13 protein-coding genes are annotated in these 16,029 nt (G+C 40.5%); 2 read left to right on the top strand and 11 right to left on the bottom strand.

All coding sequences use genetic code 11. The features are described 5' to 3' along the window. Nucleotides 1-155: 155 nt before the first annotated feature. The 11 genes from BUE08_RS10415 to BUE08_RS10465 all read right to left on the bottom strand — a co-directional run bounded on the left by BUE08_RS10415 (nucleotide 156) and on the right by BUE08_RS10465 (nucleotide 13,661). The gene (locus tag BUE08_RS10415; protein WP_059032019.1) at nucleotides 156-728 is read right to left on the bottom strand and encodes a helix-turn-helix domain-containing protein; all 573 of its coding nucleotides are present in this window, start codon (nucleotides 726-728) and stop codon (nucleotides 156-158) included. 146 nt (nucleotides 729-874) lie between these two features. Further along, a complete protein-coding gene (gene pruA / locus BUE08_RS10420) occupies nucleotides 875-2,425 on the bottom strand; it encodes an L-glutamate gamma-semialdehyde dehydrogenase (RefSeq protein ID WP_213950516.1) in 1,551 nt (516 codons plus the stop codon). Nucleotides 2,426-2,468: 43 nt separating this feature from the next. Then, on the bottom strand, nucleotides 2,469-3,374 hold the full coding sequence (locus BUE08_RS10425; RefSeq protein WP_286680902.1) for a glycyl-radical enzyme activating protein: 906 nt from the start codon (nucleotides 3,372-3,374) through the stop codon (nucleotides 2,469-2,471). A gap of 42 nt (nucleotides 3,375-3,416) precedes the next feature. After that, nucleotides 3,417-5,858 (bottom strand): trans-4-hydroxy-L-proline dehydratase, encoded by a 2,442-nt coding sequence (gene hypD / locus BUE08_RS10430; RefSeq protein WP_286680903.1) that lies wholly within the window; start codon nucleotides 5,856-5,858, stop codon nucleotides 3,417-3,419. A gap of 327 nt (nucleotides 5,859-6,185) precedes the next feature. After that, entirely contained in the window at nucleotides 6,186-7,184 is a 999-nt protein-coding gene (locus BUE08_RS10435; RefSeq protein WP_059032323.1) for an ABC transporter ATP-binding protein, read from the bottom strand. Continuing rightward, nucleotides 7,159-8,163 carry an ABC transporter ATP-binding protein gene (locus BUE08_RS10440; protein ID WP_059032026.1) on the bottom strand — a complete coding sequence of 335 codons (1,005 nt, stop codon included), beginning with the start codon at nucleotides 8,161-8,163 and terminating at the stop codon, nucleotides 7,159-7,161. Before BUE08_RS10440 ends, BUE08_RS10435 begins: the two co-directional genes overlap by 26 nt. Before the next feature lie 23 nt (nucleotides 8,164-8,186). Continuing rightward, nucleotides 8,187-9,128, bottom strand: a complete 942-nt coding sequence (locus BUE08_RS10445; RefSeq protein ID WP_013777179.1) for an ABC transporter permease — start codon at nucleotides 9,126-9,128, stop codon at nucleotides 8,187-8,189. 13 nt (nucleotides 9,129-9,141) lie between these two features. Further along, nucleotides 9,142-10,062, bottom strand: a complete 921-nt coding sequence (locus BUE08_RS10450; RefSeq protein ID WP_059032028.1) for an ABC transporter permease — start codon at nucleotides 10,060-10,062, stop codon at nucleotides 9,142-9,144. A gap of 102 nt (nucleotides 10,063-10,164) precedes the next feature. Continuing rightward, nucleotides 10,165-11,826 (bottom strand): peptide ABC transporter substrate-binding protein, encoded by a 1,662-nt coding sequence (locus BUE08_RS10455; protein ID WP_286680904.1) that lies wholly within the window; start codon nucleotides 11,824-11,826, stop codon nucleotides 10,165-10,167. A gap of 39 nt (nucleotides 11,827-11,865) precedes the next feature. Beyond that, a complete protein-coding gene (locus BUE08_RS10460) occupies nucleotides 11,866-12,942 on the bottom strand; it encodes a M24 family metallopeptidase (protein WP_286680905.1) in 1,077 nt (358 codons plus the stop codon). A 146-nt stretch (nucleotides 12,943-13,088) separates the two neighbouring features. Continuing rightward, nucleotides 13,089-13,661 carry a helix-turn-helix domain-containing protein gene (locus BUE08_RS10465; protein ID WP_059032034.1) on the bottom strand — a complete coding sequence of 191 codons (573 nt, stop codon included), beginning with the start codon at nucleotides 13,659-13,661 and terminating at the stop codon, nucleotides 13,089-13,091. 247 nt (nucleotides 13,662-13,908) lie between these two features. Between BUE08_RS10465 and BUE08_RS10470 the strand changes: the two genes are divergently transcribed. Next, nucleotides 13,909-14,655 (top strand): tRNA1(Val) (adenine(37)-N6)-methyltransferase, encoded by a 747-nt coding sequence (locus BUE08_RS10470; RefSeq protein WP_059032037.1) that lies wholly within the window; start codon nucleotides 13,909-13,911, stop codon nucleotides 14,653-14,655. A gap of 9 nt (nucleotides 14,656-14,664) precedes the next feature. Beyond that, the gene (rsmI, locus tag BUE08_RS10475) at nucleotides 14,665-15,528 is read left to right on the top strand and encodes a 16S rRNA (cytidine(1402)-2'-O)-methyltransferase (RefSeq protein ID WP_286680906.1); all 864 of its coding nucleotides are present in this window, start codon (nucleotides 14,665-14,667) and stop codon (nucleotides 15,526-15,528) included. Nucleotides 15,529-16,029 lie beyond the last annotated feature (501 nt).

Here is a 16,029-nt window from a genome sequence, read left to right on the forward strand (position 1 = left end):
AAAATGTTTGTTATTTTTAAAGGCTTCTTTGTTATACCTATTTTTCTTAGAATTTATTTTTAAAAAATGACTTGACTTTAGTTAGCTGGTCTCTGTGCTCTTAATCTCCGTGCTCTTCAGCTCTTGATTTTGCTCTTGCTCTTGCTCTTGTGCTCTCAAAAGCTGGGGGGTGTTATTGCAAAAATAAGCACTAATGGCTTCTCTGATGGATTATACCATTTGTGATTAGTATGAGGTGGGATTCTTATACTATCCCCTGCCTCCATGATTATCTTAGAATCGTCCAAGACAAGTTCTGCCGTTCCTGATATTACAATAGCCACTTCTTCTCCTTCGTGCCCCATAGGGGTATCCGAGGTAGACATATAAGGTTCTAGGGTTAACTGGCAAAATTCAATGGTTCCCGCCAAATCAGGAGTTAAAAGCTCATAAATTACGCCATTAGAGTCCGGCAGATATACACGCCTTCTGTTTTCCGGAGTAACCACCTGGCTTCTAATATCGTCTTCTTCTTCCATGAAAAACTTAAAAAGCGGCACATCTAAAGCATTTGCAATAAGCTTCATCGTATTTATAGAAGGATTTGCAAGCCCTCTTTCTATTTGGCTTAACATAGATGATGTAATGTTTGCCTTTTCAGCAAGTTCCTTTATCGTCATCTTCTTTTCTTTTCTGAATTTTTTTATCCTGCTGTAAAAAGTATTTTCTTCATAGGGTTCTTTCTTCATTTCTGCCTTCCTTCCAGCTATTATTACAGTGTATATTCTAACATGAACATATATTATTTACAAAAAATTTTTGGGACAACAGATTGTTATTATAAAATCAATGCTAAATGAAAGGCTTTTTGTTAATTTTTTTAAATCCTGCTGCTCTACATTATCTTTTCCGAAACGGCTTTTGCCTGCATGAAATGCAGCAAGTAGTCTGCTCCTCCTGCTTTCGAATCGGTGCCTGACATGTTAAAGCCTCCGAAAGGATGACCTCCTACTAAGGCTCCCGTGCATTTGCGGTTAAAATAAAGGTTGCCCACGTTAAAATCCTCGCGTGCCTTGTTTAATTTTTCCCTATCGGCAGCATATACAGAGCCGCTCAAACCGTAGTCCGTATCATTTGCAATATTTAACGCATCATCAAAATCTTCGGCTTTCATTATCGCAAGCACAGGTCCGAATATCTCTTCTTTTGCAATGACCGCATCACTTTTAACGCCTTCAAATATTGTAGGTTCAATAAAATACCCGCCGCCTTCTAAGGCTTTTCCTCCGAGAATAAGTTTTCCCTCGCTTTTTCCGATTTCAATATAGCGGCAAATCTTATTTAGCGCCTTTTCATCTATTACAGGACCCATGTCTGACTCATAATCTTTTGCAGGTCCAACTTTTAGCTTTTCGGCTTTTGCCACAATACGCTCTACCATTTCATCATATACATCTTTATGAATTATCGCTCTGGAGCATGCCGAGCACTTCTGCCCTTGATATCCGAAGGCTGATGTTACAATACCCTCTGCCGCAGCATCCAGATTGGCAGATTTGTCTACTATAATGGCGTTCTTGCCGCCGAGCTCGGCAACAACTCTTTTTATCCGTTTTTGTCCCGGCACTATTTCTGCCGCCAATTTATTTATTCTAAGTCCTACATCCTTTGAACCGGTGAAATTTATAAAGCCTGTCTCGGGACTTGACGTCAGATAATCTCCTACTGAATCTCCCGGCCCCGGCAAAAAATTTATAACGCCATCAGGTAAACCTATCTCCTGCCAAATTTCTGCAAACTTTGCTGCAATTACCGGGGTATTGCTTGCGGGTTTTACGACTACGGTGTTGCCTGCCACAACCCCGCAAACTGTCGTGCCTGTTAAAATTGCAAGGGGAAAGTTCCAGGGGGAAATAACGGCGCCTACGCCTATTGGTATGTAAAAACATTCATTTTCTTCGCCCGGAACTTTGCTTACCGGCATCCCTTTTGCATAATAAAGCATTTGTTTTCCGTAAAACTCCAAAAAATCAATGGCTTCTGCCGTATCTGCATCTGCTTCTTTCCATGTTTTCCCGGCTTCCATGACTATCCATGCAGAAAACTCAAATCTTCTTTCTTTCATGACTTCTGCAGCTTTAAAAAGGTAATTCGCCCTTTCCTCAGGCGGCACACGCTTCCAGCTCTCAAAGGCGCCGGAAGCAGCATCTATCGCCTCTTGTGCCATTTTGCTGTCCGCTTTTGCACACGTTCCTATAACTTCGTCAATATTCGAGGGGTTAATTGAAACAATCCTTTCCGATGCATCCCGCTTTTTGCCCCCTATTATAGCCGGATAATGCCTGCCCATCTGTGCGTTGACTTGATTTAGCGCCTCTTGCATAGCTTTTCTGTTTTCTTGAAGGCTAAAATCAATCAACTTTTGATTTTCAAATTGTAAAAACAAAACATTACCCTCTTTCCTTTGAATTTATTGTATAAATTTTACGTTAGAGCTTAACATAAAGTCCTAACTGTTCAAACCTTTTCTTTATATACTCTAACTTTTCTTCAGAAGGTGCAGTTTGGACAGACATGTTGTATTTCATCCCAAGCCTTGTATATTTTTCGGTTATGTCATGAAAAGGCAGAAGATCGATTTCCTTTATGCCATCTAAAGTCGAAATAAATTCCGCAAGACCTTCTACATTTTCTTGCGTATCGGTTATGCCGGGAATCACCGGAAAACGCAGGATTATATCGCCGCCTCTTCCTGAATCCGCCAGCATCTTGAGATTTTTCTTAATTGGCTCATTGGAAACTCCGGTATAAATAATATGGCTAGGATTGTCTGCCAATTTTAAATCATAAAGAAAAATATCCACGTTTTCTGCGGCGCGCGCAAAAACATCTTCCGGTGCATATCCTGAGGTATCTAACGCAGTATGAATATCCAGTTTCCTGCATTCTTTTAATATATCTGTCAAAAACTCATACTGCACAAGTGGCTCTCCTCCCGAAAAAGTAACCCCGCCTTCTGAGTTGTCATAAAGAAGTACATCTTTTTGTATTTCCGTCATCAGTTCATCTACGGTAACCACTCTGCCGATACAAGTCAATGCGCCTGAGGGACAGCTTTCACAGCATATGCCGCAGCTGCTGCACTTTAAGCGGTCAATATGGTGCTTGCCGAAATCAAAGGAAATCGCATCAAGGGGGCATACATTCACGCATGTCCTGCATCCTATGCATTTATATTCAAAATACATAACTGACTCCGAAAAATACATGCCTTCCGGATTGTGGCACCACCAGCACCTAAGCGGGCATCCTTTAAAAAACACCGTTGTCCTTATACCTGGTCCGTCGTGAACCTCGAATCTTTTTATGTCAAAAATAAACCCGCTATTTGCCATAAAATTCCCTCCGCCGTTTTAACCTTGCTATCTTTTAATTTATCAAAGATTTTTATGTTCTGTCCTTGCAATTATTTCCTCCTGCAGTCCCTTGGGCAGATTTACAAAATAGTCGCTGTAGCCTGCAACTCTTACCATCAGATCCTGAAAGTCTTTCGGGTGCTCTTGGGCTGTTCGCAAAAGCTCTGAACTTACCACATTAAACTGAACATGGTGTCCTCCCATGTTGAAAAAGGTTTTAATAAGGCTTGCGATATTCTTTAAATTTTCCCGACCCTCTAAAAGATCCGGCGTAAGCTTCTGGTTAAGAAGTGCTCCACCGGTCTTATCCCAGTCGCACTTTGTAATAGACCTAAAAACTGCCGCAACGCCTTTTTTGTCTGTGCCCTGGACCGGTGAAATCCCTTCTGAAACAGGAAAACCTGCTTTTCTGCCGTCAGGTGTGGCGCCTGTAACTTTTCCGAAGTAGACATGGGCAGTTGTTGGCAGGAAATAAACTCTCTTTGAGGCTTTCCTAACAGGGGAAGGGGGATAGGACTCTACTATATCAACTACAGTATCCACTATCTCTTTTGCTATCACATCGCTGTAATCCTCATCTTCTCCGTATACCGGCGTCTTATTTAAGATGATTTGTCTCATTATCTCGTATTTTCCCTCAAAGTCTTGCTTTAAAGCATCAAGCATGTCGCTCATAGAGATGGTCTTTTTATCAAATACATGGAACTTAAGGGATGTCAAGCTGTAAGCAAGAGTTCCAAGACCTACTATCTGAAGGTACTGAGTATTGTAGCGGGTACCCCCTGCGTTGTAATCTTTCCCGCGCTTTACGCAGTCCTCTGTCCAAAGGGATAGAAAAGGCACCGGCATATACTTTGCAAAAAGCGCCTCTATAATATCGTTGCCTGCCATTTTTATTTCCATAAAATGCTTTACCTGCTCCAAAAACGCATTCCAAAGTTCTTCGTAGCTTTTAAACGATGAAGGATCGCCGGTCTGGATTCCCAGCATTCGGCCGGTCTTTGGATCTATTCCATTATTTAATGTTATTTCTAAAATCTTAGGAAGATTAAAATAGCCTGTCAGGATATAGGACTCTTTTCCAAAAGATCCTGTTTCTACACATCCGCTGACTCCTGCCGTTCTGGCATCTTCCAATTTCTTGCCTTGTCTTAGCATCTTCACAATGGCACCGTCGAAATTGAAAAACGGCGGCTCGCCAAAACCGGGTCCTACAACTTCGAGGGCCTTCAAGAGAAAATGCCTGGGGTTTTTGTCGCTTACAAGAACAGCGGTATTAGGCTGCAGTGTTCTAACTTCATTAAGGACCTCTAAAACCAGATATGACACATCATTTACACCGTCAGACCCATCTTCTTTTAAGCCGCCGATATTTATTTTTGTAAAATCATTGTATGTGAAGCTTTCCTCCGCAGTAACTCCTACCTTCGGCACTGCAGGTTGATTATTGACTTTTATCCAAAATGCCTCTAAAAGCTCTTTGGCTCTTTCTCTTGTAAGTCTTCCTTCTTCAACATCTTTTTTATAGAAGGGGAAAAGGTGCTGATCGAATCTGCCCGGATTGTAAGAATCCCACGGATTTGTTTCATATACTATGCCTACATGAATAAACCAGTAATGCTGCAGTGCCTCCCAAAAGGTTTCAGGGGCATGGGCTGGAACGCGGCTGCAGATTCTTGCCATTTCTAAAAGTTCCTTTTTTCTTTCAGGATTTTGCTCCTCCTCAACCATCTTTTCCAGTTTTTCTTTATAACGCCGCGCATAAATAAGCATTGCCTCAGCAGCTATGTCCATAGCCTTCAGCTCTTCTATCTTGTCATAATAGTATGGATCGCTGGGTTTTGCTTCTTCAATTTTCTTCTTTATCTCTTCCCTTATATCAAGGAGGCCTGTCTTAAATATCCTCTCGCCGCCGGCAGTGTGTCCCGGAGCTCTCTGCTCCATAAATTCCGTCCATATCCCGGCTTCATAGGCTTTTATCCATTCATCTGAAACACTGCCGAATATTAAGTCTCGCATTGTATTGCCTTGCCATTCTGGTATTATTTCTTCTTCGTACAGCTTGAAAGTCTCATCATCTACCAAATAAGGCATGTTTTCCCGGCTGCTAAGTATTTTAAGATCTTCTATACTGTGGGTGCATATCTCAGGATATGTGGGCACTTCCTGAGGGCCTGTCCCTCTTATGCCTACAATGAGCTGCCCTTCTTCCACCGGTAAACTTGCCCGCTCCATCAAGTATTTAAAAGCCATCGCCCTTTGATGCGGAATCGATTTGCCTTTTGCGGCACCGCTTTTATAAAAATCAGTTATGATTTTTACCCGTTCAGGGGATATTTTTACCTTGCTGTTTACGCTTTCTTCTCGAAGCTTTGCTATCCTCTCGTTTATCGGCTTTACTGCAGATCTTCTTTTTTGGATTTCCTTTTCCAGTGCCGGCCTTCCTAATGAACTATCACTCATAATTCACACCTTCTTTTAAATTTCTTATAGAATAAAAGTTTTCTAAGGTGCATATACTCTGATCCTTTAAAATTAAACCTTATATATCGTTTTACTAACTGTAAATCCGAAAGCTATACCAACTATGCTTTACCCGGAGCGAAAGACTTTTTGGTCTTGACTTTGGCGCAAAATCCTTCTTAACCCTGCAAGAAGGTAACTGACAGCAAATGCCTGAACACTCTTGTGCACTGAAGATTGAATTAAAACAACAAGTATTGCTTTATATAAAGGTTCGTCACATTCGCCAAAACAACTTTCTACATTAAAATCAGTCTTGCCTTCCTTCTAATACAGATAGCAGGATATAAAGTGGTTAGGACTTATCTCTTTAAGTGGCGGCTTTTCCTGCTCGCATACAGGTTTTGCAAACTTGCATCTTGATTTAAACAAACATCCCGGAGGCGGATTTATAGGATTTGAAACATCACCTTCTACTAGAATCCTCTGTCGGCTTCTTTCAAGTTTTGGGTCAGCAATAGGTATTGCAGAAATTAGAGCTTTAGTATACGGATGCAGGGGATTATCATAAAGCTCGCTGCTGTCTGCAAGTTCCACAATATTGCCAAGATACATAACTGCCACCCTGTCTGATAAATGTTTTACCATAATTAAGTTATGGGCTATAAAAAGGTAGGTGAGCCGAAGTTTGTGCTGTAGTGATATAAGCAGATTTACTATTTGTGCCTGAACCGAGGCATCAAGAGCCGAGATAGGCTCATCACATACTATAAAGGTAGGTTCCACTGCCAGTGCCCTGGCAATTCCTATACGCTGTCTTTGTCCCCCTGAAAATTCATGAGGATATCTGTCTGCATGTTCTTTGTTTAAACCTACAAGATTTAGTAATTCATATATTCTTTGAAGTTTTTCTTTGCCCTTATATAAGTTGTGTATATCAATGCCTTCGCCGATTATGTCTTTTACTGTCATTCTAGGATCAAGAGATGCATAAGGGTCTTGAAATATCATCTGAACCTTTTTGGAAAACTCTCTTGCTTCCTGTCCGTTTAATTTGTGGGCATTTTTCCCTTCAAATATAACCTTGCCCCCTGTTGGAGCATATAGTCTTGCAATAGTTTTTCCGGTAGTAGATTTTCCGCAGCCGGATTCGCCAACAAGCCCTAATGTCTCTCCTTCTTTTATGGAAAAACTTACATCATCTACCGCTTTTAATATTTGGTTTGCGCCAACCTTGAAATACTTTTTTAGATTTTTTACTTCAAGCAGGTAATCGTTATTTTCATGCAACTTGTTCACCTCACAGGTTAAAAGACTGCCGCACATTTTTGGCTTTCTCATGCAGCAGCCAGCAGGCACAGTGGTGACCTTCTCCTAAATCCACCGTTTCAGGATACATCTCTTTACAAATTTTCATAGCAAAGGCACACCTGGCTGCAAAGGCGCACCCTGTCGGCGGTGAAAATAAATCCGGCGGCGTGCCTTCAATTGAAGGCAGCTTTTCTTTATTTTTAAGCTCTAAAGTGGGTATTGAGCTTAAAAGCCCCCAAGTATAAGGATGTTGCGGCTTATAGAATACATCGTCTACCACCCCTGACTCTACTATCTTCCCGGCATAAACCACCATCACTCTATCTGCCATGTTTGCCACAACTCCCAAGTCATGGGTAATTAGCATCACTGAGGTATTCATGCTTTTTTGCAGTGATTTTATAAGTTCCAGGATTTGAGCCTGTATAGTAACATCTAAAGCTGTAGTGGGCTCATCTGCAATCAAGAGCTTTGGGGTGCACACAGTTGCTATTGCAATCATAACCCGCTGCCTCATGCCTCCTGAAAGCTCAAAGGGATATTGGCGCATTCTCCTTTTTGGATTTGCTATGCCTACAAAATTTAATATCTCTATAATTCTTTCAGTCATTTGCTTTTTAGTGTAATTTGTATGCTTTTTCAGCACCTCTTCAATTTGTTTTCCAACTGTCATCGTTGGATTAAGATATGTCATGGGGTCCTGGAATATCATTCCGATTTTTGCGCCCCTTATTTTCATCATACTTTTTCTATCAAGCTTTAAAAGGTCAGTGCCGTCAAATAGAATACTGCCGCCTGATATTTCGCCTGGAGGGCAAGGAATAAGACCCATTATGGCTTTTGCAGTAACACTTTTTCCGCATCCCGACTCTCCTACAATCGCAAGACATTCTCCTGTGTCTATGTCAAAGGACATGCCTCTTACAGCATTTATAGTGCCGCCGTAAGTTTTAAAATTTACTTCAAGATTTTTTACATCAAGTAGTTTGTCCATCTTTACCCCCTATTTCGCGGCTCCTAAACTTTTGCCGTCCCGCGCATTTTGGGATCTAAGGCATTCCTAAGCCCGTCGCCAAGTAAATTCAGAGACAGCATTGTTGTGCTGATGAAAAATGAAGGTAGGAATATCTCCCATGGATATGCCATAAATACCTGGGCACCTTCTCTTGCAAGCTGCCCCCAGCTTGTATCCGGCGGTTGAATACCGATACCTATATAGCTTAAAAATGCTTCTGAGAATATGGCTCCCGGAATAGCCATTGTAATATTCGTAATTAAAAGTCCCATCATATTTGGTATAAGGTGGCGCAAAATTATCCTCATGCTGCTTGCGCCAAGGACCTTTGCGGCAAGGACGAATTCCTGATTTTTTAATTGAAGCACCTGACCCCTTACAAATCGCGCGCTTCCAATCCATCCGGTTATTATCATGGCTATTATGAGACTTGCTATGCCGGACTCGCCTCTTACCAATATGACAAGTATTGCAACAATAAGGGACGGTATGCCGTAAAGCACATCTATTATCCTCATTATTATCATATCAAGTTTGCCGCCAAAGTAGCCGGATATGCCGCCTATAATGATGCCGATAAACTGATTGAGCAGTGTTACCGCAAAGCCGATAGTAAGAGACACCCTTGCCCCAAGCCAAACTCTAGCCCAAAGATCTCTGCCGAGAGAATCCGTTCCGAACCAATGTTCTTTGCTGGGCAGTTGATCCGCTATAGCTGAATTTGTCATCCTGTAGTCGGCAGAAGTCATATAAGGTCCTATTATCGCCATAATTATATAAAATATTATTATAGCAAGACCTAACATGGCCACCTTGTTTTTCTTCAGTCTTATCCATGCATCCTGCCAGTAAGAAAGGCTGGGTCTTGTTATTAAATTATAGTTTTCTATATCTTTTCCTACAACAGTGAACATTTCATCGGTTATAATATCCGAACTGTCCATAGTCTACATCACCTTATTTCTCGGATATTCTAATTCTGGGATCTACAAATCCGTATATTATATCAACTACAAAATTTGCCGCAACCAAGAATACACCGTAAAAAACCGTCATTCCTAAAATCATGCTATAGTCCCTGTCGTTTATGCCGGATACATAAAATCTTCCCATGCCCGGTATCGCATATATCTGCTCAATGACAAAGGTGCCGGTGAGTATGCCTGCGGTAATAGGTCCTAAAATGGTCACAATGGGAAGTATGGCATTTCTAATTTCATGCCTTGTGACTATCTCGCAGTCCGAAAGTCCCTTTGCCTTAGCTGTAAGTATATAATCCTCGTTTATTACTTCCAACATGCTAGAACGCATAGTCCTGGTTATAACTGCAAGGGTATTAAGGGACAAGGCGACTACAGGAAGCACTGTATGCCTGAAACTTTCCCATCTTGCTATGGGAAACATGTGCAATTTTAATCCGAAAACATACTGCAGAACCGAACCTGCCACAAAGTCCGGAACAGATACGCCTATTATCGCTATAATGACACAAAAGTAATCAAAAAATCTGCCATTGTTTAAAGCAGCCATTACCCCTAAGAAAAGTCCCAGAACCGTTGCAAGAACCACAGCTCTTATACCAAGGTCGGCAGAAATCGGGAAAGATTGAGCAAGTATTGTATTTACACTGCGGTTGCTGTATTTTAGTGAAAGTCCTAAGTCACCATGCAAAAGATTGTTTAAATACTTTAAGTATTGGACATACCAAGGCTTGTCAAAGCCATGATATTCCATCATGTTTTTTCGTATTTCAGGCGTCATTTTTTCGCTTATAAAAGGGTCTCCCGGCATAAGTCTTACAAGAATAAATACCACAGTTACCAAGACCCATATTGTAAGCAAGGATATAATCAATCTTTGAAGTATATATCTTTTCAAAAATCTGCCCCTCCCTTCTTAAAATTCATGATGTGGGGCATTTTGCAGCACAAGGAAGGCGTGCAATGCCCCACGGTTTAAAGGTTTACTCTTTATTCAAAGTTATTCAAAATATGCATATATAAAGTCTACATCCGAACCCACAAAATACCTTGATATACCTTTAAGGTTTTCTTTTTCAAGATATGCCACCTGTCTGCACTGCAGCGGAACAAAGGGGCATTCCTCTATAAGCAACTTTTCAGCATCCCAGAAATACTGCTGTCTTTTTACAGGATCGGTTTCCACCCTTGCAGCCTCAATCAACCTGTCATATTCAGGATTTTTCCATCCCGTGGAGTTTTGGGTATTGTTGCTTTCAAAAAGCTCGAGATATGTCATCGGGTCATCATAGTCAGGCATCCAGCCGTTGTAAACTGCCTCATATTGACCTGCCACATCGTCTGCAAGCTTTTGTTTGTATGTTACAGGGTTTACTGTTACTGTAATTCCCAGATTCCTTGTCAGCTGATCTTGCAGCACCTCAGCAAGGGGTTTGTCTCCTGCTGCATCGGAAAACTTAAGTTCGAGAGATATATCTTTCGGGTCCTTTATGTTAAGTGCAGCCATTGCTTTATCAAGATGCTCTTTTGCCTTTTCCATGTCTCCGGACAGCGGATAACCATCAATCGGACACTCCTCGGTATACTTGCCTCCTTTTGCTCCTGCTACAAGGGGCAGTACAAGGCGGGAATAGGGCAGATAAAGTCCTTTTGTAGCGGCATTTACATATTCTTCTCTATTCAGTGCATAATTCAATGCTTTTCTAAAGTCCAAATTCGCAAGCCAAGGCCTGTCTTCGGCATTGAGATTAAGTCTTAGCCAATCTACAGCGCCGTTCATCATAAGTTTTACGCTGGGATTATCCTTGTATTTGTCCCAAAGAGTATTTGGCACATACACCCAATCCAGTTCTCCGTTTTCATACATGCTTAAGGCAGTATTAGGATCGGTAATCTGAAGTATGGTCACTTTTTCCAATTTTACAGCATCTTTATTCCAGTAGTCCGGGTTCTTTTTCAGTGTTACATTAGACTCATGCTTCCATTCTTCCAAAATAAATGGACCGTTGTAGACATTGTTAGCAGCTTCAAGAGCAAAATCTTTTCCGTATTTTTCAACTATGTCTTGGCGGGTAGGCATAAAGCACGCAAGACTTAAATAGCCTAAGAAATATGGTGCAGGGTTTGCTATCTTTATTTCCAGTGTTTTTTCATCTATGGCTTTGACTCCTACTTGGCTTGCATCTGTGATTTTTCCTGTATTGTAGGCTTCGCCGTTTACTATCATATATCCGGCAAAAGCATAGGCTGCTCCTGTCTTAGGATCAAGAAGTCTTTTTATTCCGTACTCAAAATCATTTGCTGTAACCGGCTTTCCGTCGCTCCATTTTGCATCCCTTAAATGAAACGTATAGGTCTTTCCATCTTCGGAAATATCCCATGTCTCTGCCATGCCAGGCTGGACTTTACCGTCATGGAGCCTTACTAGGCCTTCAAAAATTGCGTTGGAAACCTCAGTTGACGGCATTGAATTGATAAGCTGCTGGTCAAGGCTGGGTATCTCTGATGACTGAGAAAAGGTTAGTTCTTGCTTTACAGTAGTTGCGTCTCCTGCATTTTCGGTTTTTTCGGTGGTACCGGAGCCGCCGCAGCCGGCAAGCACTGTGCATGCTAAAATGCATGCCGTCAGCAGGGCAAGGATTGATTTAAACTTTTTGCTCATTTTCATACCCCCAATTTAATTTTGTCAGCAAAACCATATTTATACGATAATAAGCTCTTTTGGTGATCGTGTCAAAATTTCACAACCGTCTTTAGTTACTGCTACCATATCTTCAATCCTAACACCTCCCCATCCAGGTATATATATACCAGGCTCCACGGTAATCACATTACCGGCCTCTAAGATATGGGTGCTGTTAGGCGACATGGCTGGGGCTTCATGGATTTCAAGGCCCACGCCGTGACCTATGCCGTACTCGAACATTCCTTCTACGCCTTCAGATATTATCACATCACGAGCAGCTTTATCAATCAGCTTGCATTCTACTCCGGCTCTTACAGCTTTTACTCCTTCTTCCTGAGATCTTTTAACAACATTGTAAATATATCTTTGCCTTTCATCTGCCATTTTCACCGCAACGGTCCTTGTCATATCAGATCTGTAGCCATTGTAGAGAGAACCAATATCCATTGTCACAAAATCCCCTGCCTCAATAGGCTTGTCAGAAGGGATTGCATGGGGTTTTGAGCCATTTTCCCCTGATGCTACTATAAATGAAAAGCCTACGTCGTCAGCTCCTTTTTTCTGCACCAGATATATAAGCTCTCTTTTTACGTCCTTTTCGGTAACTCCCGGCTTTATGTAATTTAGCACTTCATTGAAAGCCTCATCCGTAATCCTTGAGGCTTCTCTCATATAAGAAATCTCGTTTTCATCTTTTACCTGTCGGATTTTCTCCACAAGGCCTACTGTTCCTATTAGCTCTATGCCTTTTAAATTTTCTTTTAACTTATCGTAAAAATCCACTGTGAGTACGTCTTTTTCAAAGCCCAGCTTTTTTATTCCGTATTTTTCACATACCCCGCATGCCGCCTCTGGCAAAGTAGGATGAGGAGCCTTCCACTTTATTACATCAAAACCCTCGCATTCCTGTTCGGCTTGTTCTGTGTATCTTGAATCGGTTATAAGCGCCCGGGCATCCTTTGATACCAAAGCATAAGATTCTGAACCTGTAAATCCGCTGACATAACGGACATTAGCATCCTTTGCCAAAAATATCCCGTCTATATTTTCTTTTTTCATAAGATCAAACAGCTTTTCAAGTCTTTCCTTCATAAAACATTTCTCCCTTCTTGATTTTGATACTTATTATAATTATATTCTTCTCGCTTCTATTTTCAAAAGATCCTATTGCTCCCGTCGCACAAAACAGGATATTTTTATGATACAATAGACTTTAAGTATTCAATAAGAGTAAATCTTTATTTTTGTTGAAAAATCCGCGGTATGCTTACACACAGGACTTTTACCAATTTATTTGTATAGTTTACCCATTCGTGAGGGATAGTAGATGCCATATGAACACAATCTCCCGGATTTAATTGATACTCTTCATCATCAATTAAAATTGTCAGGATTCCCTCTAAAACATATGCAAATTCTTCTCCTTCATGAGTATATGTTGCCACCTTATTTTCCTTTTGATTGGGGAAAAGGGTTATTAACATAGATTCTAAGACTTTTCCGTTGACATCATTTGCAAGCCTGTTATACACCCTGGATTCCTCAACTGAAAAAATCTCTTGCTCATAACTTCGCATTATTAAGTTTTCATGTTTCTGTGGAAGAGTAAAAAAATAGGCAAGATCGGTTTCAAGGGCGCCTGCAATCTTTTCAAGAGCAGTTATAGACACCGCACTTGTTCCTCTTTCAACTTGAGACAAGAAGCTGATTGAAAGGTCCGTCTTCTCACCCAGTTCTTTTAAAGTCAACCCTTTGTTATTGCGCAGTTCTCTTATCTTATTGCCAATATCCTTTCTTTTAATTTTATTCACTCCCTACTTGGAAAATATATCTTAAAATTTTATCGTTTAATTAAAATTCGACATGAATGTAAAAATTCCTCTATTTTTACTATAATTTATTAATATATTTTGTTTTTCAGCTAAAATCATCATAGACTCTCAAATCGTTTCAGTTCAAGCTCTTTGGCAAGAACAGCCTTGACATTGTTTAATCAATTGTTAATTCATTTGCCTTTTGATATAATGAAATAAGACATTTTAGCGTAAGGTGAAGTTAATGAAAGAATACTTAAAATATCCCGGCGAGCACATTGATGACTTATTGTGCGATAACCTAAAAATCATCCAGCAAGACGGGGCATATAAGTTTGCCATCGATTCAGTACTGCTTGCAAATTTTATAAAGGCCGGTAAAAACGACAGGATAATAGATTTGGGAACAGGAAGCGGAGTCATTCCCATACTGCTTTGCGCTAAAACTTGTGCAAAAGAGATAATCGGCATAGAAATAGATGAAGCAGCCTGCAGCAGAGCAAAGAGAAGCATAAAAATGAATGGTCTTGAAGACAGAGCAAAAATCATTTGCGCAGACCTTAAAAAAGCCCCTAAGATATTTGGCAGTGAAAGCTTTACTGTGGTTTCGGCAAACCCTCCGTATATGACCGTAGATGAAGGGAAAATTAGTCCCAACCAAAGTATCGCCATTGCAAGACATGAAATCGCCGCATCGCTGAGAGATGTTGTAAGCACCGCTTCTAACCTTTTAACTTTCGGCGGAAAGTTTTATATGGTTTATAGGACTGTAAGACTTGTTGATGCGATTTGCTTAATGAGAAGCTTTCGGCTTGAACCCAAACTTATGCGCTTTGTGCATCCAAAATTCAGCGAAGGCCCAAATTTATTTCTTGTCATGGCAAAAAAAGGTGCATCTTCAGGATTAAAGATGCTTCCGCCGCTAGTAGTTTATAATGCCGACGGCAGTTATACCGATGAGATAATAAAAATATATTTCGGAAGTCAGTAGGAGAGCAAAATGTCAGATTCAGATAAGGGTGTACTATATCTATGCCCCACTCCAATTGGAAATCTTGATGATATAACATTTAGAGCCTTAAATGTTCTAAAGGAAGTAGACCTTATAGCCGCCGAAGATACCCGGGTTACAATAAAATTATTAAACCACTTTGAAATTAAAACACCGCTTACAAGTTATCATGAACACAATAAAATTTCAAAGGGTCCAAAACTCATTAATATGTTAAATGAAGGCAAAAGCATTGCCCTTGTAACAGATGCCGGCACCCCGGCTCTTTCAGACCCCGGAGAAGATTTGGTTCAAGATGCCATAAAAGAAGGGATTAAAGTTGTTCCTCTTCCCGGAGCAGCAGCGGCTGTATGCGCTTTAGTCGCATCAGGTCTTTCCACAAGGCGCTTTGCTTTTGAAGGCTTTTTGCCTTTAAAACAAAAAGAAAAAAGGGAGTTCCTTACGAAAATCGTGGAAGATGAAAGAACATTGATATTCTACGAAGCACCCCATCGTATAGTAAAAACCCTTAAAACTTTATTTGACATCTTTGGAAACAGAAAAATTGTTATCGCTCGAGAGATGACTAAAATCCATGAAGAATTTATACGAGGCACCATAGGAGAGATTATAGAAAGATTTGAGGCATCTCCTCCTAAAGGCGAAATGGTCTTAGTGGTTGAGGGTTTTACACCTTGCAAAAGCCCATCTGAGAGTGCAAAAGCAGACGAAGATAAGCTAAAAGCTTCCCTTCAATCGATTATTAAAGAAGAAATGTCTAAAGGCTTTACAAAAAACCAAGCCTTAAAGAGAGCGGCAAAACAAGTCGGTGTTTCAAGAAATGAGGCATATGAAATTTTAATAGAAAAATGACAGGCCTTCCATCTTTTATCGATATAAGATAAGCTGCTAAATATTCTAGGATATGATGTAAATCAAAAACCAACACATCAGTATTTATGAAGGAAATACCTGTTTGAACAGCTGGCTTTGCCATGTGATACTTGACAAAGTAGAAAGTCTTTCAAGGTGAATGATCTTTCTTTGAACAGCTTAATATTCTTCATTATTAAGATCTATAGAAAACGTATAATACCGAGTTTGGCAGGTAAATTCACCGAAGTTGGAATTCGCCTGTTTTATAAGTAGCAAGCTCACTTGACACTTTACTAGATAGTATTATAAAATATTATTTAATCACAAAAGTCCTTAAAGCACCTAACGGCGCAGAGGAAAGGTGCGGTACCAAAATTCAAGCATTTGACCAAGAAATCAAGACGGCAAGCAACGACCTTTCGTCCTCTCACGGCGGAAGGTTTTTTATACTTGATAATGTTCTATGTCAAGATATTTTTATAGAAAATCAAAAATCAG

The sequence above is a fragment of the Tepidanaerobacter sp. EBM-49 genome (genome assembly GCF_001896645.1).
Taxonomy (GTDB): Bacteria; Bacillota; Thermosediminibacteria; order Thermosediminibacterales; family Tepidanaerobacteraceae; genus Tepidanaerobacter; species Tepidanaerobacter syntrophicus.

What these genes read in the sequence shown, in the direction of transcription:
- BUE08_RS10425 (WP_286680902.1), bottom strand. Translation starts at nt 3,374, where the DNA reads ATGGCAAATAGCGGGTTTATTTTTGACATAAAAAGATTCGAGGTTCAC.
- BUE08_RS10460 (WP_286680905.1), bottom strand. Translation starts at nt 12,942, where the DNA reads ATGAAGGAAAGACTTGAAAAGCTGTTTGATCTTATGAAAAAAGAAAAT.
- BUE08_RS10435 (WP_059032323.1), bottom strand. Translation starts at nt 7,184, where the DNA reads ATGTGCGGCAGTCTTTTAACCTGTGAGGTGAACAAGTTGCATGAAAAT.
- BUE08_RS10415 (WP_059032019.1), bottom strand. Translation starts at nt 728, where the DNA reads ATGAAGAAAGAACCCTATGAAGAAAATACTTTTTACAGCAGGATAAAA.
- BUE08_RS10440 (WP_059032026.1), bottom strand. Translation starts at nt 8,163, where the DNA reads ATGGACAAACTACTTGATGTAAAAAATCTTGAAGTAAATTTTAAAACT.
- BUE08_RS10455 (WP_286680904.1), bottom strand. Translation starts at nt 11,826, where the DNA reads ATGAGCAAAAAGTTTAAATCAATCCTTGCCCTGCTGACGGCATGCATT.
- BUE08_RS10470 (WP_059032037.1), top strand. Translation starts at nt 13,909, where the DNA reads ATGAAAGAATACTTAAAATATCCCGGCGAGCACATTGATGACTTATTG.
- hypD (WP_286680903.1), bottom strand. Translation starts at nt 5,858, where the DNA reads ATGAGTGATAGTTCATTAGGAAGGCCGGCACTGGAAAAGGAAATCCAA.
- BUE08_RS10445 (WP_013777179.1), bottom strand. Translation starts at nt 9,128, where the DNA reads ATGGACAGTTCGGATATTATAACCGATGAAATGTTCACTGTTGTAGGA.
- rsmI (WP_286680906.1), top strand. Translation starts at nt 14,665, where the DNA reads ATGTCAGATTCAGATAAGGGTGTACTATATCTATGCCCCACTCCAATT.